This is a genomic window from Streptomyces sp. NBC_00341, from assembly GCF_041435055.1.
Lineage (GTDB): Bacteria > Actinomycetota > Actinomycetes > Streptomycetales > Streptomycetaceae > Streptomyces.
The window spans coordinates 194,101-218,798 of the sequence record NZ_CP108002.1 but is presented as its reverse complement, the minus strand read 5'-3'; the positions used below and the strand labels follow the sequence as shown (position 1 = coordinate 218,798).

Genomic DNA, 24,698 nt, shown 5'->3' with positions numbered 1-24,698 from the left:
ACCTTCCGCGACCGGCTCACGACGACGAGCCGGTCGCACCCTCCCGAACAGGCCCCTCGGACAACGGCCGAGCCGGACCGCCGGCCGGTGCGGCGCCCCGCAGCGCGGCCTCGACGCGGCGGTTGCCGGTCATGGTCGCGGTGAGGGCCGTCATGGTGAGGAGAAGTCCGGCGGCGGCGTAGAGCGGGGTGCGGATGTCGTACGCGGTGGCCAGCCATCCTCCGGCGAAAGCACCGAACGGGGCCGCGCACATGGCGAGCATGCGGGAGGTGGAGGAGACCCGCCCCATCAGCCGGGCCGGGACGATCGCCTGCCGGAGGGAGGGCGCGAGCACCATCGTGGCGCCCATGCCCGCCCCGCAGACGGCGAGCGCGAACCCGGCCACGTACGGATTCGGGGCGGCGGCAAGCCCCAGGACGGCAAGCCCCTCGACCGCGGCCGTGCAGGTCAGCGCGGTGCCGGTGCCGAGCCGCCGGCCGAGGAAGGAGGCGGTGCCCGCACCGAGCAGCCCGCCGGTGGCCTCGGCCGTGAGCAGCAGGCCGAAGCCGAAGGAGCCGATGCCGAGACGGTCGTGCGCGAAGAGGGCGAGGACGGTCTCCACGGCGAGGAAGGCCACGTTCCCGACCGCCGGGCGGAGCGCGAGCCCGAGCAGCAACCGGTCCCGGAACACGTACGAGGCCCCTTCCCGCGCCTCCCGGAGCAGCGACGCGCGGACGACGCCCCCGGCAGGCCGGGGCACGGCGGGCAGCGACCGTACGAGCAGTGCGGAGAGCGCGAACGACACCGCGTCGGCGACCAGCGGAACGGCCCGCCCGAGCGCGAGCAGCGCACTGCCCGCGGGCGGCCCGGCGAATCCCGACATGGCGGTCTGGGCGCCCCGCAGCCGGGAGTTGGCCCGCTCCAGGTGTACGGGGTCGCGGCCGAGCAGATCGGGCAGATAGGCGGTGGCGGCCGTGTCGAAGAACAGTCCGCCGAGGCCGAGCAGGAAGGCGACGGCCGCGAGCAGCGCGATGCTCAGCACGTCGAGCGCGGCGGCCGCCGCCGGTATCGCCAGCAGCAGCGCACGAGCGCTGTCCGCGACCCACATCGTGCGCCGGCGGTCCCAGCGGTCCATCAGGGCGCCGCCGACCACCCCGAAGAGCAGCCACGGCAGCGTCCCGGCGGCCGTCACGGCGGCGAGCGCCATCGGATCCCGTGTCAGCGTCAACGCGAGCAGCGGCAGCGCGGCATGTGTCACGCCGTCACCGAGCGAGGAAACGGTCTGAGCGGTCCACAGCCGCCCGAACCCGGTCGGCAACTTCCGTATTTCAGAGGTCACTTGGCTTCCCCCTCGGCCTGCTCGCGCGGCCCCGGCCGGAACAGGGCGAAGGCGAGCGACACGTCCGGCAGCGACGGATCCGACAGCTGCCGGTACTCGTCGGCCAGCTCCTCCAGCCGTGCCCCCAGCTCCGCGAACTGCTCCTCGGTGAGCCGCAGATGAGCCATCCGTACGTACCGCTCGCCGTCCACGGGCGCCGCTTCCAGGTCCGCCACCGCATGCCGCATCAGCACATCCGGCTGTCCGGTCCCCGGATCCGGCAGCACGATCGCCCGCGCGGCCATCGCGTAGTACCGCTCGGTGACCCCCCGCACCTTCCGCGTCCGCACGACCTTCACCAGACCGGCCCGCTCGAGCAGCCGCACGTGATAGCTGGAACTCCCCTTCGCGAGGCCCACCCGCCCGGCGATCTGCGTGATCGTCGCAGGCTCGAAGCGGAGCACGGCCATGATCCGGTGGCGCGTGAGGCTGGAGACGGCGCGCAGCTGCTCCTCGGTGGTGACGTGAAGCGTCTCGGGAAGGTCATCGGTAGGCATGGGCTCAATGGTCAACGTTTCTTGACCATTGGGCAAGGGGTTTCCGTCAGGTCATGCGGAATTCGCTGTCCGGCGTCAGCCGACGGCCATGTGCAGACCGAGGCCGAGAATCAGGCAGCTGGAGACCGCGGCGGTGACAGTACGGCCGCGAGGACCGGTGAGGGCGCCCCCGAGCAGCCGCCCGCCGCCGGCCAGTAGCAGCTGCCAGCTCGCGGAGGCGAAGGTGATGGCGGTCAGGTAGACGACCGACTCGGCTCCGCTCATGGGCTGTTGAGCCTGCTGCCCGAACACGAGCGTGACGAAGTAGATGGCGGGCCACGGGTTGAGCGCGGTCAGCGACAGATAGGTGACGTAGGCGCGCAGCGGGGTGACGGGCGGGTGGGCCGTGGCGTCCGCGGCGGCATCAGGCCCGCGTCGCAGCGCCGCACGGAGGACGCGCGCCGCCATGACGGCCAGTATCGCGAAGGCGGCCCAGCGCAGCGGTCCCAGCACCGGCCGCACGGCCACCACCAGCGAGCTGCCGCCGAGAACCGCCGCCACCGCATAGCCCGAGTCGGCGGTGGCCGCGCCGAGCGCGGCCGCGGCACCGGTCCGAAACGAGGTCGCCGCGGTCATGTTCACCATCAGCACGGCGACGGCCCCGACCGGCATCGCGAGGCCGTATCCGGCGAGCAGCCCGGCGACGACCGCGGCGGTCACGACGTGGCCCCGCCGCGCACGGACACCCCTCCCGACCGGCCGGACTCCACCGCCCCACCGATGAACGGGCGTTGGCAGCATGCGGACGCGTCGGAGACGGCCACCTCAACATCTTTGATCATGGTTCAGCTGCTCCTTCGACGGGAGGGCGGCGACAGCGCCGCGAGGACCAGGTGAGAGAACCGGTCCGACGTTCAGACTGGAGGACTAAGATCGTTCGCGTCCATCGAAGAGTTGTGCACGGAATCGTGTGAGGAAGCCACATGATCGACCCGCGTCTGCAGACCCTCCGGGTACTTGCCGAGACCGGTACCGTCACCGCCACGGCAGAGTCCCTGCACCTCACCCCCTCGACCGTCTCTCAGCAGCTGCGCCGTCTCGCCGCCGAGCTGAATGTGCGTCTGCTCGAACCGCACGGCCGCCGGGTCCGGCTCACGCCCGCCGCCCGCACACTCGTCGAACACGCGGACGTCCTGCACGCCCAGTGGGAGCGGGCCGCCGCAGACCTGGCCGCGCACCGGAACAACGGCCCGGGTGAGCTGCGTATCACCTCGGTGGCGACGGCGCTCGGCCCCCTGGTAATACCGGCCGTCGCCCGGCTGCTCTCCCGGCATCCGGGGATGACGTACTACATCGGCGAGGATCCGGAGGCCGACCGCTTCCGAATGCTGCTGACCCGTGAACGCGACATCGCCATCGTCATTCCCGCCCCTGGCACGCCCGCCGCCGACGACGAACGCTTCGAACAGCACCTGCTCCTCCAGGAGCCGCAGGACCTCCTGGTCCCGCGTGGCCACCGGTTCGCCGACCGCGCCGCGGTCGAACTGCACGAGGCGGACACCGAGACCTGGCTCCGCGCCGGCGACCCCCGGGACCAGCACCTGCTGCTCACCTCGGCGTGCGCGGCAGCGGGCTTCTCACCCCGCGTCACCCACAACGCCGTCGACTGGTCCGCGATCGCGGCGCTGGTCGCCGGCGGCCACGGCATCTGCCTGCTGCCCCGCCTCGCGACGTTCCCGCAGGGCTATGAGCTCGTACGCGTACCGCTGACCGGCGATGTGCTACCGAGGCGGCGGCTGGTCGGTTTCGTTCGACGCGGTGGGGGGAGCACACCCCTGGTCAGTGACGGGCTGTGGGCGTTGCGGGAGTCCGCTCGGCTCCGGGTACCAGATCTCTCATGACGGCCGGCGGCAGCGAGGGGTTGGCGGCGGCGGCCTCCACCACCTGCCAGTCGTCGTCGGCGAGCAGTTCGACGATGGTCAGGGGCGGAAGGGCCGGGTGACGGGCGGCCAGGGGCCGGGCCCGGCTGTCGGCGAGACAGCCGAGCAGCGCCGGTCCCGTCGCGTGGCGGTGCCGGGCGATCTCACGCAGTGCCTTGCGGGCCGGTGGAACATGGCGGGAAAACTCCTCAAGCAGGGCCGACGGTGCCTCCGGATTGGCCGCCACCCCGGTCATGACCTGGGCTCCGTGCCGTTCGACCATCGTCCGCAGCTGATCCTCCGACAGGCCCGGGTGCGCTGCTATGGACTTGACCACCTTCGCGTCGGGGTCGGCGGCAAGCCTGTCGCGGACCCCGGCCGGCAGATCCCGTCGTTGGGCCAGGAACATCCGTACCGAGGGACTCGACGAGCGGGAAAGATCCTCGGCCTCGGAGGCGGTGGCGGCGGAGATCCGCGGCAGCAGCGTCGGTCCGATCCTGACGGCGGCCGCAAGCCGGGGGAGTACGTCCAGCGGCAGGCGGGGGTTGTGTGCGAGTGTGCGCCGCACATCGTGACCGTGGTCGGCGGCCAGCTTCCGGATGAGCGCCGCGTCGATCCCCGGGTTCCCCGCGAGCTCGGCCCGGACTCCGGGAACGGGATCGTCCGCGAGCTTCAGCCCTGTCTCCGGCGGCAGTCCGGGGCGGGCGGCGAGCGCCCAGCGCAGCATCATGGAGGGGTGACCGGCGAACCGGAGGAGGGCCTCGACCGGCGCGGCGGGGTTCCGCAGGACCCGCTCGGCCGTCTCATGGACGGTGGACTCGTGCGAGCCGTCGCAGGAAGCACCGGAACGCAGATCGCAGTCGGGCCGCGGACAGTACGGGTCGTGCGTGAACGGCACTTCCACGCTGTCGCAGACCAGGCACCGTTCCGCCGGGGGAAGCCCCTCACCGGTGGCGAGCGCGGCCAGGAGGCCCGGTGGCGTGGCCTCGTTCGCCGCGGCCGCGCGGCGGACCTCCTCATGAGGATGACGGGCAAGCCGGGCCGCCATGTCGGCTGTTGTCCACAGCGCCAGCTCCGCGACGACCCGGATGTCCGGGTCGGCGGCGAGCGTCTCCCGTACATCGTCCGGAAGCCCGGGGCAGGCGGCCAGCTTCTCCCGGCGCCGGACATCCGGGTCCGTGGCGAGGAGCCGTGCCCACTGCGGATCCCCGGCACGCGCGTCGAGCAGGGCGAGCGCGGCGCCCGGCTGTGTGACGGGATCGATGTCGGCGGCGGTCAGCAGCCCCTCGTACGCGAGCCGTTCGGCACTCTCCTCGACCCGGGCGGCCAGGGCGACCGCCTGCTCGGGGCTGAGGCCGGCACGGCCGGCCAGGCTCTCGGCGATGTCCGCGTCCGCGACCGTGATCAGGTGCTGGACCAGCTCGGAGGGCAGAGCCGCGTTGACGGCGAGGCCGCACAGTACATGGTTCACAGCAAGACATACTGCCCGGCCCGTAATTGCTCCCACAACCAGCAGCGAACCAGCAGCTGACCGGCAGCGAAACCGCGGCCACCGTCGCTCCGGCGCACAGGACGGACGCCCGGTCGGCCATGCGCGCCGCGCCGGCTCAGCCGAGGATGAACGCACCCCCGGCCGCGACGGCGAGGCCGGGCCCGAAGGCGGCCGCCGGTGTATAGGCGCCGGGCTCCGCGCCACCCCGCACCAGCCGCATGGCGGTCTCTGCGGCGACGTCGGCGGTGTAGTCCATTCCGTCACCTGCCCGCAGCCACCCTTCGCGCCTGGTGCCGTCGGTCCAGGTGATGACGGCGTGCCCCCAGAAGTGCTGCCGGGGCCGGGGCGCGGCCTCGGCCGTCATCCCTGCCATCCGGCGGGTGACCAGGAGCTGCAGAGCAGGGACGGACATCAGCGTCCCGAGCACGGGCAGCGCCGCCCGCACGGCAAATGAGCCCGGGGCCAGGGCAGAGGTGACGGCAACCGATGGTGCTCCGCTCGCCCGCTGCGCCGCCAGGAGCTCGCCCGACGGCACACTCGCGGACGTCACCGTCTGCCCGTCGGGGAGGACGGTCTGCTGGGGAAGCGTCTGCTCGGGTCCCGGCAGCGCGTTGATCTCCTCTCCGACCCGCTCGGCGGCGCGGCGGTAGGCAACGTCGGCGAGTACGGCCGATACGGACGTGCGCACTTCCGAACCTGGGCCGTACCGAGTTCGACGCACCGCCGCGCGTTGTAGGGCTGGTCCGCCCCGAGGGGGAGCAGGACCGACGCCAGACCATGGGCGAGCGCCCCATCAGGCTGCCGTGGCGGCGTTGACCGGGAAGCGGCGGGAGGTGAAGTGGTCGAAGCCGAAGCCGGTGGTCTTGCCGCTCCGGAGGTGGTCTTCCCTCCGCGCCGGCCGCCGGAGTTGCCCGTCCCGCCCGTATCGCCGAATCCGGCGGTCCCGCTGGCGCCGCCATCCGGCCCTGAGTTGCCACCACTGCTGCGCAGCGGGGGAGGAACGCCGGGGTGGTCCCGACGGCCACGACCACGACGTGTGGTGCGGCGCGAATCAGCGCCCCACCAAGGGCGGGCCGGTCCAGCGGGATGTTGAACTATCTCCTATCTATGGTCAAAACGGGTTCACCCAAGGCGCTTTCGTCTGCGCGGCCGCGACCTTCAGCAGGACATAGGGGACATTCGCTGATCTTCTTCTCAGTGTGAGTCGGCCCGGTCCCGGGCCGCCCCGGGTTCCCGCGCTCTGGCTGTCCCGCCGGGTACTCGAGAACCCCCGCTACTCGTCCCCTGGAGTTCCGCATGCCGATCCACCGCATCGCTGCCGCGTCCCTGGCCACCGTGGCCCTCACCCTCGGCGGCGCAGCGCTCCTCACGGCTCCCGCCGGCGCCGCCCCGGCATCCGCGCCCCGGGTGGCCGCCCCCGACCCCGCAGCCTGCGCCGCCGCCACGACCACTACTGCTGCCGCCGTAACCAATGCCAGTACCGCTGCGGTTGCCGCTGCGGCAGACGCGTCCAGCGCCGCGGCAGCCCTCAAGACCCTCACCGCGGCCCTGGCCGCCGTCCCGCCGGACGCGGCCGCCATCGCTGCCGCCAGCACGACCGCCACCGCCACCGCAGCCGCCGCTGTCACCTCGGCCAACGCGGCGGTCGATGCCGACGCCACCGCCGCCACTGCCGCCGCGGCGGCAGTCGCCGCCTGCAAGGCCTAGCGGCCCTCAAGGCCCAGAAAACGGCCAACGATGCGGCTGCCCCCGCCCTCAAGACCGCCGCAGCAGCAGCAGGTTGTGTGCTGCCCGTTGCTGTCCCGCCCCTCCCGGCGTCCTGACACCCCTGGTGGACTTGTCCCAGGAACACGACGGTGCGCGTCGGAGCCGTTGAGGAAACACACCAGGCAGAACCGGTCGGACTACAAGAGACGGCGTCAGGGAAGCGGGTACGGCGGGGACGCAGCCGTGGCCCGTGCGTACGCCGTCGCTTCCCGGCGTTACCCGGTCCGTGCGCACGCCAGATCCGGGGGCTCCTCGCCACTGGGAGTCGGCTCTCCGGCTCTCAGTGGCGAGATGGTCAGCATGCGGCCGTCACAGGCGGGGGCCGCACCCGGTGTCCTCGGCCAGGGGATGGCGCGGGGCACCGGTGGCGGTGGGTCACGGTGTTCCGTGGGCTCCGTTCGCGCAGGGGCTTCCCAAGCCGAAGGTCCCGCCCGTCCCTCCGATTCCGCCGTGGAAGAGGAGGCCACCGGTGGCGTTGCCGCCGGCGCCGCCGATACCGCAGACGCCGTCGGCGCCGGCACCCGACTTGGCGCCGCCGTTGCCCCCGTCACCGCCGTTGCCGCCGAAGTTGAGGGCGCCTCCAGAGCTCAGGCCCCCCGCCCCGCCGATACCTGCGGCACCACCCGGGTAGGCGCCACCGGAGCTGCCGTTGCCGCCGTTGCCGCCGTTGCCGCCCGCGGCGCCGTTGGGGCCGGCGTTGCCACCGAGAGCACCTGCTCCGCCGGAACCACTGCCGAGGCCGGCACCGCCGTTGCCGCCGACACCGCCGACACCGCCCAGAACACCGTTGCCGCCGGGGGGACCCCCCGCACCGCCGGCGCAGTCCCCGGCTCCGGTCGCGGGGCCGCCCGCGGTGCCGGGAAAACCGTTGGGATGGGAGGAGTTGCCATTGGCACCCGCGACGCCCGCGGTGCCGGCGGTGCAGGCGAGGGCGGAGGCCGCGACGGGAGAGCCGAGAAAGAGTGCTGCGCCGGCGAAGAACGTGGGCAGGGCGAGGAGAGTGGCGGTCTGGTTCCTGTTCATGACGGGGTTTCCTCGGACTCAGGTAAAGCGCGGGTCAGTGCGGGTCACTGCATCAGGCCGGTGCGGAATCAAGTGGGGAATATCCGTTCCCCGAACCGGTTTTCGTGCCGCGGGCCGGCCGGAAGTCGGCGAGATCCCGGACTGTTTCCAGTGGGGCAGGCATGTCCTGCTCGCCATAGACGGCCAGGTCATGGCGCCCGGCAAGTCTGAACTTCGCGGCACCCAAGCATCTCTCTGTCAGGCATACCGTGCGGACGGGTAAGCCTGCGGGCCGGACCGTCAGGCTGGAACCGCCCCGCATTTACAGCGTCTGTAGAGGCGGGGCGGCACCGAGGGATACGTGTCGTCCTACGGGAGCTGGCTCGGCAGTCCCCGCGGGGGTCGGTTCAGCAGGGAAGGGTGGAGTTTCCGGCGGCGCCGGTGGCACCGGTAGTGCCGTCCGCAGTGAACGTGGCGGCAGTGCCGTTGCCACCGGGCTTGCCGGGACACACCGGGCTGGCCGCGCCACCCGCACCGCCGGTACCGCCCTTGTGTCCGCCACCGACCGTGGACGCTCCGCCGTTGCCGCCCCTGCCACCGGCGATACCGGCACCCGCGTTGCCGACACCGCCCGCACCGCCCTTGCCTCCGATACCCCCCAGGGCGGCTCCGCCTCCGGAACCGCCGCTACCGCCGTTGCCGTTGGCACCCCCGGCGCCGCCGGCACCGCCCGCGCCACCGACGCCGGCGCTGCCGCTTGCATTGCCGCCGTCACCCCCGGTGCCGCCATTGCCGTTGGCACCGGCCGCGCCACCGGTACCGCCCAGGCCGCCGATCCCACCACCGGTGCCCACACCGTTAGCCCCATTACCCCCCGGAAGCCCCAGGAGACTGAAGCCACCCACGTCCCGGACGCTGCCCATCTCGGCACGGGCCGACGCGGAAGCCAGGGCAGGGGCGGCGGTGAGCCCGGTCACCGTGATCACTGAGACCAGGAGTGTCCGGGAAAGAGCAGTGGTGCGCATGAAGCGCATGAGGAAGCCTCTCGAAGTGCGTGACCGCAGATGCTCCACGGCCGACACTCGCAATCTGCACACGAACACACCACCCCAAACTTCACACAATGATCCAACGACCTCAAACAGCCCTTATGGGCGAAATTTGTCCTTAACTCTCCCCGCCTGCGGCCGTCCGGGCAGAGACCGGGAGCTCCGCGCCCGGTGCCCGGCGCCCAGGCGGCCGACGGGCTGCCAGCCTCACTGTTTCGGTTGCGATGAAGTGGTATCCATGATCATCAACCGTTGGGCGAGCGAGGCGATTTCGCTGTCAGGTCATGGCGGAATTCCGGCGCTGTGGCCAGGTTTTCCGGGGGCCCCTCGGATCGTGGGCGGGCAGGTGGCGTCGGTCAGCCGACTGGTCGGGTCAGTGGGCAAGGCGGTGGAATGCCGTGGCCGGTTCGTGTCGCCATGGCAAGCTCGCTGAGATCCGCCGGCGCAAGCGGCGTCCACCGTGAGTGAGGCGGTAGATCGGCGGCGATCCGGCCCGGCTCATGCCCGGCGGCCGCAGCGGCCTGAGCGCAGTGGAGTACGCGGCGGTCAGTCCGGTCACCTCAGCGAGACCAGCGAGCAACCGCGCCCCGGCAGCCCGACCGCCCCCGAACCGTCATGCGACCAGGCCCGGCGCCCCTGACCGACACACTGCGATCCGGCGCCGAAGCCCGTACCCCGCTTGCCCCCACCACCACGTGGACCGTGGCCGCCCACGAGACGCTCGTCTCCAAGAAGTGCCCTGTTGTGAGCGCCCGTTACCGGAGGGAGGCTCCGAGGCCGCGCGCTTGGTTACAGCCCGATCGGGTTGAGGTAGGTCGCCGGGTGCGTGGCGCCATCCTGCTTGAGGATCTGGCCGCCGAACGGCCACTTCAGGGTGAAGTGCTTCGTCTCGTTCGGCGGGGTGACCAGGAACTTCGCCGGAACGAACTTCTGCTTCTGCGGCGTGGACTTGGCCACCGGCAGCAGGGTGATGCTGAAGTCCACCGTGTCCCCGTGCTTCAGGGGGAACTTCGGGGCCTTCTTGGATGAACGCGCCACCGACCAGGTGCCGTCAGTCTTCTGAGCGCCGATCATGTCGACACCGGCGAAGCCGGACAGGGTGCAGGTGCGCTTGCTCTGGTTGGTGAACCAGATGAACGCCTGGGTCTGCTTCTTGGTCTGATTCATCTCCGGCGTCGCGTCACCGCCCAGGGCGAAGCCTGCCTTCAAGTCAGCGGTGTGACAGCGGGTCGGCTGCGCTTTGGCGGAGGCGGCCGACGCCGGTACTGCGAAAGTGGCGGTCCCGGCGACGACGACGGCCGCTAGGGTCACGACGGTCAGCTTGCTCTTCATGAAGTTTCGGGTTCCCCTCGTGTACGAATCGGCGCGCGAGGTGATGCGCGCCTACGCCCCTGAAGATGTGTGATGTCTCAGAGCGGTTCGGTGTTCGGGAGATTTTTTGACGGCCGGGCACCCCACCGCAGCCGTGTGGGCAGGACCGCAGCGGCCCGCGGCCTCGCTCGGTGTCCGTTCCGGCCCGGCGGGAGCGATGGCAGCGTGCGACATCCTGACCCCACCCGGGCATCAAACCCGACCCACCCCCACGGCAGCACGCCCGCCGGCCGTCGACAGGGCGGTTGGATCCGCTCATCGAGCACGCCTGTCTGGCCACCCCTACGGCCTACGCGCTCACGGCCGAGTACGGCACCTACCTCGTACCGACCCAGTACGCACAGACGTACTTCCTGGAGAGGCTGGACGACGAGGATCTCTGGGAGGACCAGCCGCCCAAGATGCGCGGTGCCTACCGCCGTTTCGGGGAGGATCTGGCGGAAGGACTGCGGCGTCCCACGGAGGCCGAGGCGAAGATCGCCTTCGGCAGGGACGCCGAGATGTTCCCGTACACCGAGAGCCGGCGGGAGTTCCCGACCCTGGTCGCGGACGGTCTCTCGCCTACGTCATGCAGGGCGGTCATTCCCTGCCCACGGGAGCGGGGCTCAGTTCCCCTCTTTGAGGCCGGATATGAACGCGGGCGGGCTCCGGCCCTCGCGTTCTGCGGCTTGTCGATCATGACGAGGCCGGAGGCCGTCTTGGCGGCGCGCTCTGGGGCAGGATCAGGGAGTCAGCCGCCATCCTGCCCAAACCGGTGGGCTTCCTCACCGGGTGGGCCGCGAGCCGCATGACAGGGGCCGGGCCGAAGTCCCGGGACCAGTACTGGACCTGGAGGAGCGGATGTTGACGGAGTCAGGATCTGCGGAGCCACCCGGTCGGGTGAGGGGCAACGGCGCGGAGCCGGTGTGCCTACTGCGGCAGGTTGGCCGCGGCCGCCCGGCGGAAGATGTCCGCGCACGTCGGGGACGGTGACGGCTCGCGGGCGGCAAGGACGGTCAACGTACGGCGTACTTCCGTGCCCAGTCGAATGAGCTGGAGACTGGTCCGGCCGCCTCTGTAGGCGTAGAGCCGGAAGATCTTGACGGCGATTTCGTCGCGCTCGTCGGCGAAGATGTCCGGGAGTCCGACGAGTAGCTCGAAGTCGCACTTGCCGGTCGCCGCGTCGGCCACGGTGCTGAGGGGCAGGTTCTCGAACTCGGCTGCGGACAAGGAAGCGTCCAGTGCGACAGCGTGGCCTGTCAAGGCCGCGATGACCTCGATGAGCCGTTCCCCCACCGCCGTGTCGATGCCCCAACCCCGCAGCCCCTCTCGTCGGCGATCCCGGCGCCACACCTCCTGGTCGAGTAGTGGCAGCAGGGCACGACCCAGGTACGCGCAGCGAGGCCACAGCATGTCGTGGTCCGAGGCCATGCGATCCCTTCCGCAGGAGCCGTCGGCCCTCCAACTTCCCACTCCACGCAGGGCGCGTAAAGAACGGGGCCGTTCGCCGGGCCGCGATCCGAGGAGCCCCGAGCTCACGAGGATCCCGTACGTCGTCGAGAAGACGGTCGAGAAGACCGGGGCGGCCTCACGGCCACGAGGCCAGGGACTCGGCGGCGCCGGGTGGCAGCGCCCGGAGCAACGCCTCGACCGCTGCCCCGTACGCGTGTTCCGCCGGCGTCGAGTACCCGATGACCAGACCGTCCCTGGCCGGCATCGAGGCCCGAGGGTGCCGGAACCCGGCGAGGCCGTCCAGCGCGATCCCCTGCCAGGACGCGGCCTTGACCGCGGACGCCTCCGTGCCGGGCGGCAGCCGAAGGACGGCATGAAGTCCCGCCGCGACGCCGGTTGCCGCGATGTGCGGGGCCTGTTCGGCGAGGGCCGTGACGAGCCGGTCGCGGCGGAGCCGGTAGCGCTGCCGCATCCGGCGGATGTGACGGTCGTACTGCCCGGATGCGATGAAGTCGGCGAGCGTGAGCTGGTCGAGGACGCTCACCGACGCCTCCCGTGTGCCCTTGGCGGCGAGCACGCTGTCGACGAGCCGGACGGGCAGCACCATCCAGCCGACGCGCACCGCGGGGGACAGGCTCTTGCTGACGGAGCCGAGGTAGACGACCCGTTCGGGATCCAGGCCCTGCACGGCGCCGACCGGCACGCGGTCGTAGCGGAACTCCCCGTCGTAGTCGTCCTCGAGGACCAGTCCGTCACTGGTGCGGGCCCAGTCGATGACCGCGGCGCGTCGGGCCGGGTGCAGCGGGCCGCCGGTCGGGAATTGGTGTGCGGGCGTGAGCAGTACGCCGCGCACCCGTGGCCTCTCGGCCAACTGCTCGACAAGGGCGCCCTGTTCGTCCAGGTCCAGCGGTACCGTCCGAACGCCGGAGCCCTCCAGGATGTCGGTGTGGAAGCGGAGCCCGTACGACTCCACCGCGAAGGGACCGCGCAGCGTCGCGCCGCCAGCGCCGCGCGAGCCGTCGAAAAGCAGCCGCAGCGCGTGCGCGAAGCCTGAGCACACCACGATCCGCTCGGGATCGACGCGAACCCCGCGGACGCGCGTCAGATAGTCGGTGAGCGCGCGGCGCAGCTCGATTCGGCCACGTGGATCGCCGGGCCCGAAGACCTCGTCCGGTGCGGCGCCGAGCGCGCGCCGGGCGGCCGCGAGCCAGGCCGTGCGAGGGAAGGAGGCGGCCTCCGGAACGCCCTGGCGCAGGTTGTGCGGGTGGGGGGTGGGCCGCACGGGAGCGGGCTTCGGCTTCCGGGCGCGCGGGGACGGCGCGGCACCTTCCGCCACCCGCGTCCCGGAACCCTGACGCGCGGTCAGCCAGCCCTCGGCGACCAGTTCCGCGTAGGCGTCGGCGACCGTGTTGCGGGCCAGGCCCAGGTCGGCGGCGAGTGAGCGGTAGGGCGGCAGACGGGTGCCCGGCGCGAGCAGTCCCTCGCGCACGGCGTCCCGCAGCGCGCGGATGAGAACGGCGCGGCGACTGCCGGGACCCGACAGCTCCAGATACAGGTCACTGCCGATGCGCTCCGCCAGATTGACCCATGATTCCGACATGAAAATGAACCTTACCCGAGGTCTTTCACGGCCCTAGATTCATGATCATGACAGACAACGCGCGCACCACCCGGACCGCAGTGCACACCACTCCGACCGCACCCCACACCACCCGGACCGCACCCCACGCGCCCGCCACCGCCCACGACCACGCACCGCGCATCAACTTCGCCAAAGCCGCCCCCAAAGCGTTCAAGGCCCTCATCGGCTTCGATGCCGCCGCCCGCGAGGGCCTCGACCCGGCCCTCGTCGAGCTGATCCAGATCCGTGCCTCGCTCCTCAACGGCTGCGCCTACTGCCTCCACATGCACACCTCCGACGCCCGCAAGGCCGGCGAGGACGAGGCCAGGCTGCACATGATCGGCGTATGGCGCGAGGCCCGTCGCTTCTTCACCGAGAAGGAGCAGGCCGCCCTCGCCCTGACCGAGGCGGTCACCCTGGTCTCCCACGACGGCGTTCCCGATGACGTCTACGCGCAGGCCGCCCGCCACTTCGACGAGCCGGAACTGGCCCGCGTCCTCGCCCTGATCTTCACCATCAACACCTGGAACCGCATCGCCCTGAGCACCGCGAAGATCGCGGGCGAGGACGAGAGGGCAGCCCACTGATGGCGACCCCGGCGACGGGGGCCGGCCCACGTCCGGCCCGCGCGCGGAGCGGGAGGGCGAGCGCCGCGACGCTCGCCCTCCTCGCCTTCGCCCAACTGATCATCTCCGTCGACTACAACATCGTCTACGTGGCGCTGCCCCGGATCGGCAGCGGCCTGGGGTTCTCCGCGCAGCACCTCCAGTGGGTGATCAGCGCGTACGCCGTCGCCTTCGGCGGCTTCCTGCTCCTCGGCGGCCGCGCCTGCGACCTGTTCGGCCCACGCCGCACGTTCGTGCTCGGACTGAGCCTGTACGGGGTCTCGTCGCTGGCGGGCGGCCTCGCCACCGGACCCGCTCTGCTGGTCGCGGCCCGCGCCGTGCAGGGCATCGGCGGCGCGTTCCTCTTCCCCGCGACGCTCACCCTCGTCGGCACCCTCTTCACCGAGGGCCGCGAACGCAACCGCGCCTACTCGGTGTGGGGCGCGGCGGGCGGCAGCGGACTCATCGTGGGCGCGCTGCTCGGCGGCGTACTGACTCAACTCCTCGGCTGGCGCTCGGTGCTGTACGTCAATGTCCCGCTGGCCCTGATCGCGGTGGTGGCCGCCTTCCGCCTCATCACCTCCGACACAACCCGGCGGGCCGGCCGCCGGATCGACCTCCCCGGCGCCCTGACCTCCACACTCGGCGTCACGGGCCTGGTCGTCGCCCTGGTCCAGGGCCCGGAGTCGGGGTGGCTGTCCGCGACGGTCGTCCTCTCCGCCACGGCGGGCGCGACCCTGCTGGCCGCCTTCGTCCTCATCGAGGCCCGTACCCGCGACCCCTTGATGCCCCTGCGGCTGCTCCGCGGCCGCGGCCTGTGCACCGGCATGGCGGTGACGTTCCTCTTCATGGCGACGATCGGCAGCCTCGCGTACTTCCTCACCGGCTATTTCCAGAGCGTGCTCGGCTACGGCGCGCTGCGCACCGGCCTCGCCTACCTCGTCCCGATGCTGGCGATCACCGCGGGCTCCCTCCTCGCGGGCCGGACCACCACGCGGCTCGGCACCCGCACCGCGATGACCGGCAGCCTGGCGCTCGGCGCGGCGGGCACCGCGACGGTGGCCCTCGCCATGGCCGCCGACGGCTCCTACGCCGCGCTCATCCCCGGCTTCCTGGCCCTCGGCCTCGGCCAGGGGACGGCCTACACCCTGATGTTCGGTGCCGCCGCCGCGGGCATCGAGGGCCACGAGCAGGGCATCGCCTCCGGCATGGCGTCCACGGCCCAGCAGATCGGCGGCGCGGTGGGCCTGGCGGTCCTGGTCGGCATCGCGGGTCTCGGCGAGCACACCTCGGCGGCGGCCACGGTGGACGGCACGCGTACCGCGCTCTTCGTGGCAACGGCGGGCATCGCCCTGACGGCCATGGTCGCCCTCGGCTTCCCCCGCAGGGCCACCCGATGACCGCAGGACCACCCGATCACCCGTCGCCCCTCGCCGGTCGCCCAGAGGGGGCCGTGTCCGTCGGCGGGCAGTGCCTCCTTCGCGAACGGGCCGCGGCCTCCCTCGCCGACCACCTCTGACACCACGTCCTCGCCATCAACCCTCAACTGCAATTGGGCAGCCCATCGGGGCCCCGGGCGCAACACACTGACCTCAAGCCGATTGAACACCCCAACACCGTACGTGGGTACTTGGCCACCGCACGCCCTTGCGCTTGGGCGAGAACCGGCTCGGGCTCACGACGGGGCGTGGCACCCGCCGGGCTCTTCAGGCGAGTTCACGCAGGGTCCCCTCGGTGACGGCGCGGAGCTTGTCGGGGTTGGCCACGTTGTGGATGGCCGAGATACGACCTTCCGGGGCGAAGTCGAACGACATCGTCGCGAGCACACGGTCCGGGGCGTGGAAGACCACACCCGGTCCGCCGTTGATCGAGGTGAACTCGGCCCGCATCTCATGGGGTTCGACGCCCTGGTAGCTGGCCGTGCCGAGTGCGGCGAACCAGCCTGCCACGCTCTTCAGGCCCACCACCGGTTTGAGTGCCTGACGGACCTTGCCGCCGCCATCGGTCCACAGGGTGACGTCCGGAGACAGCAACTCCATGAGCGCGTTGATGTCACCACCGGTCGCCGCCGCGAAGAACCGCTCGGCCACGTCGCGTTGGACGGCACGGTCGGTGGTGAACCGAGGACGCCGGGCCCGTACGTGTTCGCGGGCCCGGTGCGCCGCCTGCCGGACGGCCGGCTCGGCGCGTTCCACCGCCTCCGCGATCTCCGCGTAGCTGAAGGCGAACACCTCCTTCAGCACGAAGGCCGCACGCTCCAGAGGGCTGAGTGTCTCCAGGACGACGAGCAGGGCTACGGAGACCGAGTCCGCCGCGGCGACGTCGTCGGCCGTGGCCGGAGCGGTGAGGATCGGTTCGGGGAGCCAGGGCCCGACATACGTCTCCCGCCGGCGACGGGTCGAACGGAGCAGCTCCATCGACAGGTTGGAGACGATCCGGGTCAGGTAGGCCTTGGGGTCGGCGACCTGGGAACGGTCGGCCGCCGACCACTTGAGCCAGGCGTCCTGGACCACGTCCTCCGCATCGACAGCGGTGCCGAGGATGCGGTACGCGACGGAGAAGAGCAGGGTGCGGTACTGCTGGAAGGCCGGCTGGTCGCGGTCGGCATGTTGCGGCTGAGTCATTCGGCACTCCGGATACGGGTGTAGCGGCCGCCGCGCGGCCAGAACGCGCCCGAGGCGGGAATCTTCTTCATGCGGGCGAAGGCCGGCCACGGCGAGGCGGTGACCGTCTCCTTATACCGCGCGGCCCGCTTTCCGGTCAGCACGATGCGGCGCGGGCTGTCGTCGGGGCGAGTGAACTGCACGACGCCGTCTTCGCGGCCCAGGCTGACCGGTGTGTGGTAGTAGCCGAAGCGGAAGGGCTTGGGCTCCTTACCGGCCAGCGTGCGCAGGATCGTGAGGGCCGCGTGGACGCCGGTGGGCATGCCGCCCTGACAGGTCCCGTGCATCACGCCATAGCCCTGCCGGATGGCCGCCGCGTCGCCCACGGCGTGGACATCGGGGTGGGAGACGGAGCGCAGCGCCCTGTCGGTGATCAGCCGGCCGCGCTCGTCCACGCTCAGGCCCGCGGCGGCGGCCAGCGGTGAGACGCGGGTCCCGCTGGTCCACAGCACGGCGGCCGCCGGGATGCTGGAGCCGTCCGCCAGCTCGACGCTGTCCGGCCGCACCTCGGTGACCTCGACGCCGATGAGTACCCGTACTCCGAGCCGGGCGAGCCCGGCATCCAGATGGGCCTTGGCCCTCGGATGCATGCCCGCGCCGGGTTCCCCCCGGCCCAGCAGCGTCACCTGGAGCTCCGGGTATCGCTCGGCGACCTCTGCGGCGGCCTCGACTCCGGTGAGGCCGCCGCCGGCGACGACTACCGTCCCGCCGCCGAGCCGGGCCAGCCGGTCGGCGAGGAGGGCGGCGTCCTGCGGGCTGTTCAGGGTGTGGGCGTGGGCATCGACTCCGGGGACGGCGACGGTATCCGCGACGCTGCCCAGACCGTAGACAAGGGTGTCGTAGCCCAGGACCCGGTCGTCGTCGATCCGAACGGTCTTCGCCCCGACGTCCAAGGCGGTGACCCAGCCGCGGACGAAAACGGCGCCGGTCCCCTCAAGCAGCTCCCGGATGCTCATCTCGGCCGTCTCCTGACCCGTTGCGGTCATGTGCAAGCGGAGCCGTTCGGTGAACTCCTCGAAGGGGTTGACCAGCGTCACGCGCACGTCTCCACGCTTCCTCGTGCGGGCCGCGAGCTGGATCGCGGCGGCGAGTCCGGCGTAGCCGGCACCCAGGACCAGGACCTCGTGCTTCTGTGCCTCTGTTGCGTTCATCGCGTTGCCGCCTTCTTCGTCTCGTGGCCGTCGGGGCCTTGCGAACGACCACCAGACGCAAGCTGCTCGTCCGTTCGTGACATGCGGCAGCTGTGACCCGCACCACGCGATCAGTCAGTTGCTCCGTGAGGCAGCCGAGGCTCACGGCCTGCCGTAACCTTTTACGTGTTGACAAGGGCGGCAGGAGATCCGCGAGTTGCTGTGCGGCTGTGGCGGTGACATCGCAGAGAGCTTCAACTTCTGCCCCCATTACCGGATCGAGCTCCGTCGGTCCGCCGAGGCACGCCGCAGCCCCTCTGCATCGGCCGGATCGCTGTGCCGCTGGGCTGCACCCTCGAACCAGGCAGGACGCTACCCACGGGAGATCGAGCACCCATGCGCACCCTCTACGTCGTGACCCATCCCGAGGCGACCCACCACGTCGAGGGAGTCGTCGGCGGATGGCATGACTCGCAGCTGACGCCCGACGGTGTCCGTGCGGCGGCCTCCATCGCTCAAGCGCTGCGGGCCCGGATTCCGGACGGCGCCGAGGTGGAGCTGTTCTCCTCGGATCTGCAGCGCACCCTGCGGACGGCCAATGAGGTCGCCGAAGTATTCGGCGTGAAGCCGGTCCTGGATCGCAGGCTGCGGGAGAAGTCCTACGGCGAGGCGGAGGGAATGCCGCAGGAGTGGCTCGACCGTCGCTTCATCCCACCGCCGGCTGTCGGGGAACGAATGCACCACGATGAGGGCGTGCAGGGTGCGGAGACCAAGGCTGCATGGGCGCAGCGCATCTACGCGGCCATGGACGAGATCCTGCTCAGCCCTTGCGAACAGCAGATCATCGTGACCCACGGCGGCTCCCTGACGTGCGTCGTTGCGTCCTGGATCAAGATGCCGATCGAGTCAGTCGGCTATGCCAGCTTCCGGGCGCCCTCCGGCAGCATCACCACGCTGCGCGAAGACGACTTCTTCCACAACCGCCAAGTCGTCGGCCTCGGCGACACCCGTCATCTCCACGCCGCCAACCGTGGCTGACCTCGACCTGCCCCGCGTCCACGGCACGACGGCCCCCAGGCTCAGTCGAGCGACGCCGAAGTCGTGTGGTGCCGCGGTCCTCCGGCAGGTGTCGCACGGCCTCTGATCCGGGGGAGAGTCAGGGCAGCAGAAGGCCTCAGACCGCGACGGAGAGCAGGTCCACCACGAAGACGAGTGTCGAGCCCGCCGGGATCAACGACGAGGGTGACTGGTTGCCGTAGCCGAGGCGCGGGGGAACGACGATCTCGCGCCGGCCGCCGACCTTCATCCCTCTGATCCCGCGGTCCCAGCCCTTGATGACCTTGCCACCGCCCACGGCGAACTTGAACGCCTTGCCCCGGTCCCAGGAGGCGTCGAATTCCTTTCCGGACTCGAAGGTGACGCCGACGTAGTGAACCTGGACAACCCTGCCCGGCTTCGCCTCAAGCCCGTCCCCGACGACGAGGTCGCGGACTGTCAGCTCGTGGGGAGCGTCACCCTCCGGACGGTCGATCCCGGGCTTCGTCAGTTCACTCATCGCAGCCTCATTCGCTCGCCGCCGGAAGCCCTCATGCCGGACCGGCCGGGCGCACGGTCACTCTATGCGGCACTCGATGATGGCGAGGCACTGCTGCCCACGCCCGCGGTGGACGTCGCCCAGGACCCAGAAGTTCACGTCGGCCTTGGCTCGGAGCCGGGTGCAGGTCCTGGCCCGGATCCCGTCCCGCTGCCGGCGGACCAGCTCGTAGCCCCGGTCGCCTGGCCTGTGTGCCCCCGTCGTGTGAGGCACTGCCGCGTACCGGCGCGGTCAGCCGCTCTGCGGGCCCATCCTCGGTGATGCTGGGCGAATGGTCGAGAAAGGGTCTCCGTGGCGGTTCCGGGCCGGGCGTCGTGGCCGGTTTTCCCACCTGATGCCCCGGAGCGTCGCAGGCCAGGTGTTCCTGCTGCAGGTGGTCGTCGCAGTCCTGCTCATCGCTGCCACTTTCCTGGTCCTCCTCGTCCAGTCTCAGCACACCGCTACAGACGAGGCGCGGGACAGATCGCTCGCCGTGGCCGTGGCGTTCCGGGACGCACCGGGCACCGCCGCGGCGATGCAGTCGGCCGACCCGACACGAGTGCTGCAGCCCAGTTCGGAGAAGATGCGCAGGAGCGCCCACGTCGGCTACGTGGTGGCGTTCGACCCGAACGGCATCCGCTGGTCCCACCCCGACCCGAGCCGCATCGGCGGCCACGTCACCGGCAGCTTCGGACCCGCGCTCACGGGCAAGCCCTTCCAGGAGACGTTCGACAGCGCCCTGGGACGAGCAGTCGATACGACAGTCGCCGTGTTCGACGCCAAGGGCCGGGTCGTCGGACTGATCTCGGTGGGGATCTACGTCAAGAGCGTGAACGAGATGGTCACGCACCAGCTCCCCGCGATCCTGGCGGTCGCGGGCGGGGCACTCCTGCTGGCCGCGGCCGGGTCGGCGGCCGTGAGCAAACGCCTGCGCCATCAGACCCACGGCCTGGGGTCCGCCGAGATGACACGGATGTACGAGCACCATGACGCGGTCCTGCACTCGGTTCGGGAAGGCGTACTCATCATCGACGACCGCGGCGTGCTCACGCTGGCCAACGACGAGGCGCGACGACTGCTCGGCCTGCCGCGCAACGCTGAGCAACGCGAGGTGAGCGACCTCGGTCTGACCCCGGACACGACGCAGCTCCTGGTCTCGGGCCGGACAGCCAGCGACGAGGTCCACGCCAACGGGGACCGGCTCCTCGCCGTCAACCTCCGGACCGTCGAGGGGCCGGGAGGCCCTCGGGGCAGCGTGGTCACCCTGCGCGACACCACCGAGCTGAGTGAACTGGCGGGCCGGGCAGAAGTGGCGCGGTCACGGCTGCAACTGCTCTACGACGCGGGGACGCACATCGGCACCACGCTCGATGTGGTGCGCACCGCCGAGGAACTGGCGGCCGTCGCGGTGCCCCGGTTCGCCGACTTCGTCACCGTGGAACTGCTGGACCCCGTACTGCGCGGTGAGGAACCCACCGGAGCGGACGCCGACATGCGCCGCACAGCGATCGCCGGTATCCGCGAGGATCACCCCCTCTCCCCGGTGGGGGAGGTGCTGCACTTTCCTCCCGGCAGTCCCGCGGCGCTCGGTGTGGACGGCGGCCGGGCCGTCCTCGCGGCCGATCTCTCGGCCTCAGAGGGCTGGTTCGCCCTGGACCGGCCACGGGCGCGTGCGGTCCTGGACTACGGCATCCACTCGCTGGTCTCCGCCCCGCTGCAGGCACGTGGTGTGGTGCTGGGGAGCGTGGACTTCTGGCGCAAGGACAAGGGTCCCTTCGAGCCCGAGGACCTGTCCGTCGCGGAGGAACTGGCGGCCCGAGCGGGCGTGGCCATCGACAACGCGCGCCGCTTCACCCGCGAGCACGCCATGGCGGTCACACTCCAGCGCAGCCTGCTGCCCAGCGCCCTGCCCACGCATTCCGCCCTTGAGGTGGCCCATCGCTACCTCCCGGCCCAGCCGGGCGTGGGCGGGGACTGGTACGACATCATCCCGCTGCCCGGAGTCCGGGTCGCGCTGGTGGTCGGTGATGTCGTCGGCCATGGCCTCCATGCCGCCGCCACCATGGGGCGGTTGCGTACCGCGGTGCACAACTTCTCCGCCCTGGACCTGTCCCCGGACGAACTCCTCGCCCACCTCGACGCTCTCGTCAGCCGCCTCGACGCGGAGGGGGACAGTGACGTCGACGTCTCCGGCGCCACCTGCCTCTATGCCATTTACGACCCGGTCACCGGGCACTGCACCCTCGCCAGGGCCGGTCACCCGGGCCCGGCCCTGGTGCTCCCGGACGGCACCGTCACCTATCCGGAGATCCCCGGTTCGCCGCCGCTCGGGATCAACGAGGGCCTGCCGGTGGAGACCACCGAGCTGACGCTGCCCGAAGGAAGCAGGCTGGTCCTGTTCACCGACGGGCTGGTCGAGCGGCGCAGCCGCGACATCGACGTGGGGCTGGACGTCCTGCGCGCCACGCTGGCCGGCCCCGGCGACCCGGACCCCGAGGCAACATGCCAAGCGGTCCTCGACGCCCTGCTGACCGACCGGCCCACGGACGATGTGGCCCTGCTCGTCGCCCGCACCCGTCTGATGGATCCCGGCCGCGTGGCCGACTGGGACGTACCCGACGACCCGACGACTGTCTCCAGCATCCGTGCGGAAGCGGCACGTGTGGTGAACGGGTGGGGGCTGGCGGACGCCACCTACACGGCGGAGCTCATCGTCAGCGAGCTGGTCACCAACGCGATCCGATACGGCTCCCCGCCGATCCGGCTCCGGCTGCTGCACGACGACGACACCCTGATCTGCGAAGTCGCCGACGGCAGCAGTACGGCCCCGCACGTCCGCCAGGCTGCCAGCACCGATGAGGGCGGGCGCGGCCTGTTCATCATCGCCCGGCTCGCGCACCGCTGGGGCACGCGCTACACCGCACGCGGCAAAGTCATCTGGGCCGAGCAGTCCCTCGGCACCGAGGTACCCCACAGCAGCCTCAACGGCGAAGCGCTGCTCGACCAGTGGTCGGACGAGGACTGGTGACGCCGGGGGCCGGTGACGTCGGGGCCAGTGACGTCGCTGTGGTGACTGGACGTCAGGGCCGACGCTTGGTCCGCGCTGCGGGAGGACGGGACCGGGTCGCGACAACGCCGCCCAGCAGGACCACGGCCGCGCCGCCGCCGGCCCAGGCCACAAGCGTCCACCACGGCCCGCCGGCACCCGCACCACGGAAATAGGCGATCGAATCCACGGCGTCCAGGCCCGCCCCGGGCGGCAGGAACGGGCCCACAGTGCGCCAGAACGCGGGCAGCAACTCGGTGGGATACACCCCGCCCGCGCTCGGCCCGCCGAGGACGACCACGAGCAGGAGCGCCAGACCGATTCCCAGCGCTCCGGCCGATTCGTACAGGGCGAGTGTGAGGGCTCCGACCGTCAGAACCAGCAGGGAACCGAGGGCCCACAGTGCCCAGAGGTTTCCTGGCACCGCGTCCAGAAGAGTCCTGGCGACCAGCACGCCTAGGAGCCCGGCAAGCACCGAATACACCAGCAGCACACCCATGGCGGCCGATGCGCGCAATCCCGCCGGACGACGGCGCCCGGCACCGTACGCCTGCACCGAGGCGCACAGGACGCCGCCCGCACACCAGCCCACAACGAGCGAGAAGGAGGAGAGGAGACGCTTGTCACCCGGCGCGACCGGCACCACGTCCCGGACTCGGACCGTGCGGCCCTGGTGCCCTTCTGCCGCGACGACGTGCGTGGCAAGTTCCTTGGCCAGCAACGGGCCCGCCCCACCGGCAACCAGCAACAGGTCGGCGGTGCCGGATCGGGAGAGGACGAGCGCACCGTCCACCTCACGACTGTGGATGCGGTCCAGGGCAGCAGCCTCGTCGGCCACCCGGACCGGGTCCACCGGCTCACCGGGAAGCAACGCGAGCTGGTAGAAGGTGTCGTCGGCGATCCGTGTCGTGGGGTCCGTGACGGCCAGGGCAATGCGGTGCGGGACGGGATCGCGGAACGCGCCGACGCACGAGAGCACAAACGCTGTCTGCAGCACCAACACCCCAAGGACCAGGAGTACCGATCGCCCGCTCATGCTTTCTCCGACACCGCGCAAGCGCGCGGACGACTGACCGCCGGGAACGCCGACCGGGCTCTGTGCTGGCATACGTCCAACCTCGACGCACGTCGGAGCTGCCGCAGCCCGGACGGGTCCGAACGGTGGTCGCCCATCGGAACGCGGTGCGTACCGGACGGCCCCGGTGCCCGCCGCCGAGGCGTTCGGGATGCCCCTCGCCCGGCCCGACTGGCGGTTGACCAGTGGGAAGACGGAGCGCTCCATCGTCCGCACCGACGTTCGAGGAACGCGGGGCGTCACCAGGGAGCCCGGAGCACCTGGGTTCGCCCGGCCCGCTCGCTAAACTGCTGGTGGCCGCACGTGTGGTGAAGCGAGGAGATCTGGATGCCGGTGAATGACCCGCCCGTCTTCGACGACCGGGCCGGGGCGCCAGAGCCCCCCACGGCGCCGGTCCGCCAGCCACTCTCCGACAGCGTCTACGAGGACATCAAGGCCATGGTCATGGACCATGAGATCGCACCGGGGGCCCGCGTCGGCATCGAAGCCCTCTCCCGCAGGCTCGACGTCTCACCGACCCCGGTCCGCGAGGCGCTGGCCCGTCTGGAGTCGGACGGCCTCGTGGTCAAGCGTTCCCTCTCCGGATACCGGGCGACGGAACTGCTCACCCGGCAAGGGGTTGAGGAGCTGTTCGAGATGCGGCTCCTCCTGGAACCGCGGGCCGCGGCGCTGGCGGCCCTGCACGCCGACGAGTCTCAGCTCGACGTCATCGAGGCCATCCAGGAGGACATGGAGGTCCACCCCAGCCCCGCGGGTCCCTACGCGTCCTACCGTGAATTCGCAGCCCTGGACCAGCGCTTCCACGACGCCGTCGCGGTCGCCGCCCGTCGCCCCCTCCTCCTGGACGCGGTCGAGCGGCTCCACGCGCATCTCCACGTCTTCCGCCTCAGCAGCCTTCCCGTCGAGGACGATTCGACCCTGGCCGAGCACGAGCGGGTCGTCCGGGCGATCCTGCGCCGCAGTGCCGAGCGGGCCGCACAGGCGATGACGGACCATCTGACACACAGCCTGGAGCGCCAGCTCAGCCGGTTCCAGGAGAAATGACCGACGGGGCCGGGCCGAAGACGCGGGGTGCCCGGGAGAGCGAGGGCCGCGCCCTCCCGGGGCTGCGGGAACGGCGC

Annotated in this window: 22 protein-coding genes; 7 read left to right on the top strand and 15 right to left on the bottom strand. The window is 71.4% G+C overall.

The genetic code is table 11. The features are described 5' to 3' along the window. Window positions 1-16 precede the first annotated feature (16 nt). From OG892_RS01000 to OG892_RS00990, 3 genes are all read right to left on the bottom strand, one after another. The gene (locus OG892_RS01000) at window positions 17-1,318 is read right to left on the bottom strand and encodes an MFS transporter (protein WP_371628144.1); all 1,302 of its coding nucleotides are present in this window, start codon (window positions 1,316-1,318) and stop codon (window positions 17-19) included. After that, window positions 1,315-1,854 (bottom strand): ArsR family transcriptional regulator, encoded by a 540-nt coding sequence (locus OG892_RS00995; protein ID WP_073738840.1) that lies wholly within the window; start codon window positions 1,852-1,854, stop codon window positions 1,315-1,317. Before OG892_RS00995 ends, OG892_RS01000 begins: the two co-directional genes overlap by 4 nt. 75 nt (window positions 1,855-1,929) lie before the next feature. Beyond that, on the bottom strand, window positions 1,930-2,553 hold the full coding sequence (locus tag OG892_RS00990) for a LysE family transporter (protein WP_371628145.1): 624 nt from the start codon (window positions 2,551-2,553) through the stop codon (window positions 1,930-1,932). A gap of 263 nt (window positions 2,554-2,816) precedes the next feature. On the opposite strand from OG892_RS00990, the gene OG892_RS00985 reads away from it, so the two are divergent. After that, entirely contained in the window at window positions 2,817-3,734 is a 918-nt protein-coding gene (locus OG892_RS00985) for a LysR family transcriptional regulator (protein ID WP_328868211.1), read from the top strand. On the opposite strand, the gene OG892_RS00980 is transcribed toward OG892_RS00985, so the two are convergent. Both OG892_RS00980 and OG892_RS00975 read right to left on the bottom strand, forming a co-directional pair. Next, a complete protein-coding gene (locus OG892_RS00980; RefSeq protein ID WP_371628146.1) occupies window positions 3,673-5,223 on the bottom strand; it encodes a hypothetical protein in 1,551 nt (516 codons plus the stop codon). The two genes, OG892_RS00985 and OG892_RS00980, sit on opposite strands and share 62 nt — an antisense overlap. Before the next feature lie 136 nt (window positions 5,224-5,359). Next, on the bottom strand, window positions 5,360-5,932 hold the full coding sequence (locus OG892_RS00975) for a hypothetical protein (protein ID WP_371628147.1): 573 nt from the start codon (window positions 5,930-5,932) through the stop codon (window positions 5,360-5,362). A 608-nt stretch (window positions 5,933-6,540) separates the two neighbouring features. Between OG892_RS00975 and OG892_RS00970 the strand changes: the two genes are divergently transcribed. Beyond that, complete coding sequence (locus OG892_RS00970; RefSeq protein ID WP_371628148.1) at window positions 6,541-6,951, top strand: hypothetical protein; 411 nt, start codon at window positions 6,541-6,543, stop codon at window positions 6,949-6,951. A gap of 435 nt (window positions 6,952-7,386) precedes the next feature. Here OG892_RS00970 and OG892_RS00965 read toward each other — a convergent pair whose 3' ends face one another. The 5 genes from OG892_RS00965 to OG892_RS00945 form a co-directional block, all read right to left on the bottom strand. Then, entirely contained in the window at window positions 7,387-8,034 is a 648-nt protein-coding gene (locus OG892_RS00965; protein WP_371628149.1) for a hypothetical protein, read from the bottom strand. 386 nt (window positions 8,035-8,420) lie between these two features. Further along, window positions 8,421-8,867 (bottom strand): hypothetical protein, encoded by a 447-nt coding sequence (locus OG892_RS00960; protein ID WP_371628150.1) that lies wholly within the window; start codon window positions 8,865-8,867, stop codon window positions 8,421-8,423. A 984-nt stretch (window positions 8,868-9,851) separates the two neighbouring features. Continuing rightward, window positions 9,852-10,394 carry a DUF4232 domain-containing protein gene (locus tag OG892_RS00955; protein ID WP_073738833.1) on the bottom strand — a complete coding sequence of 181 codons (543 nt, stop codon included), beginning with the start codon at window positions 10,392-10,394 and terminating at the stop codon, window positions 9,852-9,854. 948 nt (window positions 10,395-11,342) lie between these two features. Beyond that, window positions 11,343-11,843, bottom strand: a complete 501-nt coding sequence (locus OG892_RS00950) for a hypothetical protein (protein ID WP_371628151.1) — start codon at window positions 11,841-11,843, stop codon at window positions 11,343-11,345. Window positions 11,844-12,000: 157 nt separating this feature from the next. After that, window positions 12,001-13,464 carry a PLP-dependent aminotransferase family protein gene (locus tag OG892_RS00945; RefSeq protein WP_328868218.1) on the bottom strand — a complete coding sequence of 488 codons (1,464 nt, stop codon included), beginning with the start codon at window positions 13,462-13,464 and terminating at the stop codon, window positions 12,001-12,003. Between the two features lie 41 nt (window positions 13,465-13,505). On the opposite strand from OG892_RS00945, the gene OG892_RS00940 reads away from it, so the two are divergent. Both OG892_RS00940 and OG892_RS00935 read left to right on the top strand, forming a co-directional pair. Beyond that, complete coding sequence (locus OG892_RS00940; protein WP_371628152.1) at window positions 13,506-14,072, top strand: carboxymuconolactone decarboxylase family protein; 567 nt, start codon at window positions 13,506-13,508, stop codon at window positions 14,070-14,072. Further along, entirely contained in the window at window positions 14,072-15,490 is a 1,419-nt protein-coding gene (locus OG892_RS00935) for an MFS transporter (protein ID WP_371628153.1), read from the top strand. Before OG892_RS00940 ends, OG892_RS00935 begins: the two co-directional genes overlap by 1 nt. Before the next feature lie 306 nt (window positions 15,491-15,796). Here the strand turns inward: OG892_RS00935 and OG892_RS00930 are convergent, their stop codons facing one another. Both OG892_RS00930 and OG892_RS00925 read right to left on the bottom strand, forming a co-directional pair. After that, complete coding sequence (locus OG892_RS00930; protein ID WP_328868220.1) at window positions 15,797-16,714, bottom strand: RNA polymerase sigma-70 factor; 918 nt, start codon at window positions 16,712-16,714, stop codon at window positions 15,797-15,799. After that, a complete protein-coding gene (locus tag OG892_RS00925; protein WP_371628154.1) occupies window positions 16,711-17,904 on the bottom strand; it encodes an NAD(P)/FAD-dependent oxidoreductase in 1,194 nt (397 codons plus the stop codon). The genes OG892_RS00930 and OG892_RS00925 overlap by 4 nt, the downstream gene beginning before the upstream one ends. A 375-nt stretch (window positions 17,905-18,279) precedes the next feature. On the opposite strand from OG892_RS00925, the gene OG892_RS00920 reads away from it, so the two are divergent. After that, complete coding sequence (locus OG892_RS00920) at window positions 18,280-18,921, top strand: histidine phosphatase family protein (RefSeq protein WP_073738827.1); 642 nt, start codon at window positions 18,280-18,282, stop codon at window positions 18,919-18,921. Window positions 18,922-19,057: 136 nt separating this feature from the next. On the opposite strand, the gene OG892_RS00915 is transcribed toward OG892_RS00920, so the two are convergent. Together OG892_RS00915 and OG892_RS00910 are read right to left on the bottom strand one after the other, a co-directional pair. Continuing rightward, a complete protein-coding gene (locus OG892_RS00915) occupies window positions 19,058-19,438 on the bottom strand; it encodes an FKBP-type peptidyl-prolyl cis-trans isomerase (RefSeq protein ID WP_073738826.1) in 381 nt (126 codons plus the stop codon). Between the two features lie 57 nt (window positions 19,439-19,495). Then, entirely contained in the window at window positions 19,496-19,690 is a 195-nt protein-coding gene (locus tag OG892_RS00910; protein ID WP_073738825.1) for a hypothetical protein, read from the bottom strand. Between the two features lie 121 nt (window positions 19,691-19,811). On the opposite strand from OG892_RS00910, the gene OG892_RS00905 reads away from it, so the two are divergent. Continuing rightward, on the top strand, window positions 19,812-22,484 hold the full coding sequence (locus tag OG892_RS00905; protein ID WP_073738824.1) for a SpoIIE family protein phosphatase/ATP-binding protein: 2,673 nt from the start codon (window positions 19,812-19,814) through the stop codon (window positions 22,482-22,484). Window positions 22,485-22,536: 52 nt separating this feature from the next. On the opposite strand, the gene OG892_RS00900 is transcribed toward OG892_RS00905, so the two are convergent. Next, entirely contained in the window at window positions 22,537-23,610 is a 1,074-nt protein-coding gene (locus OG892_RS00900; protein ID WP_371628155.1) for a DUF3533 domain-containing protein, read from the bottom strand. A 294-nt stretch (window positions 23,611-23,904) separates the two neighbouring features. On the opposite strand from OG892_RS00900, the gene OG892_RS00895 reads away from it, so the two are divergent. Then, window positions 23,905-24,621 carry a GntR family transcriptional regulator gene (locus OG892_RS00895; RefSeq protein WP_371628156.1) on the top strand — a complete coding sequence of 239 codons (717 nt, stop codon included), beginning with the start codon at window positions 23,905-23,907 and terminating at the stop codon, window positions 24,619-24,621. Window positions 24,622-24,698: the final 77 nt, after the last annotated feature.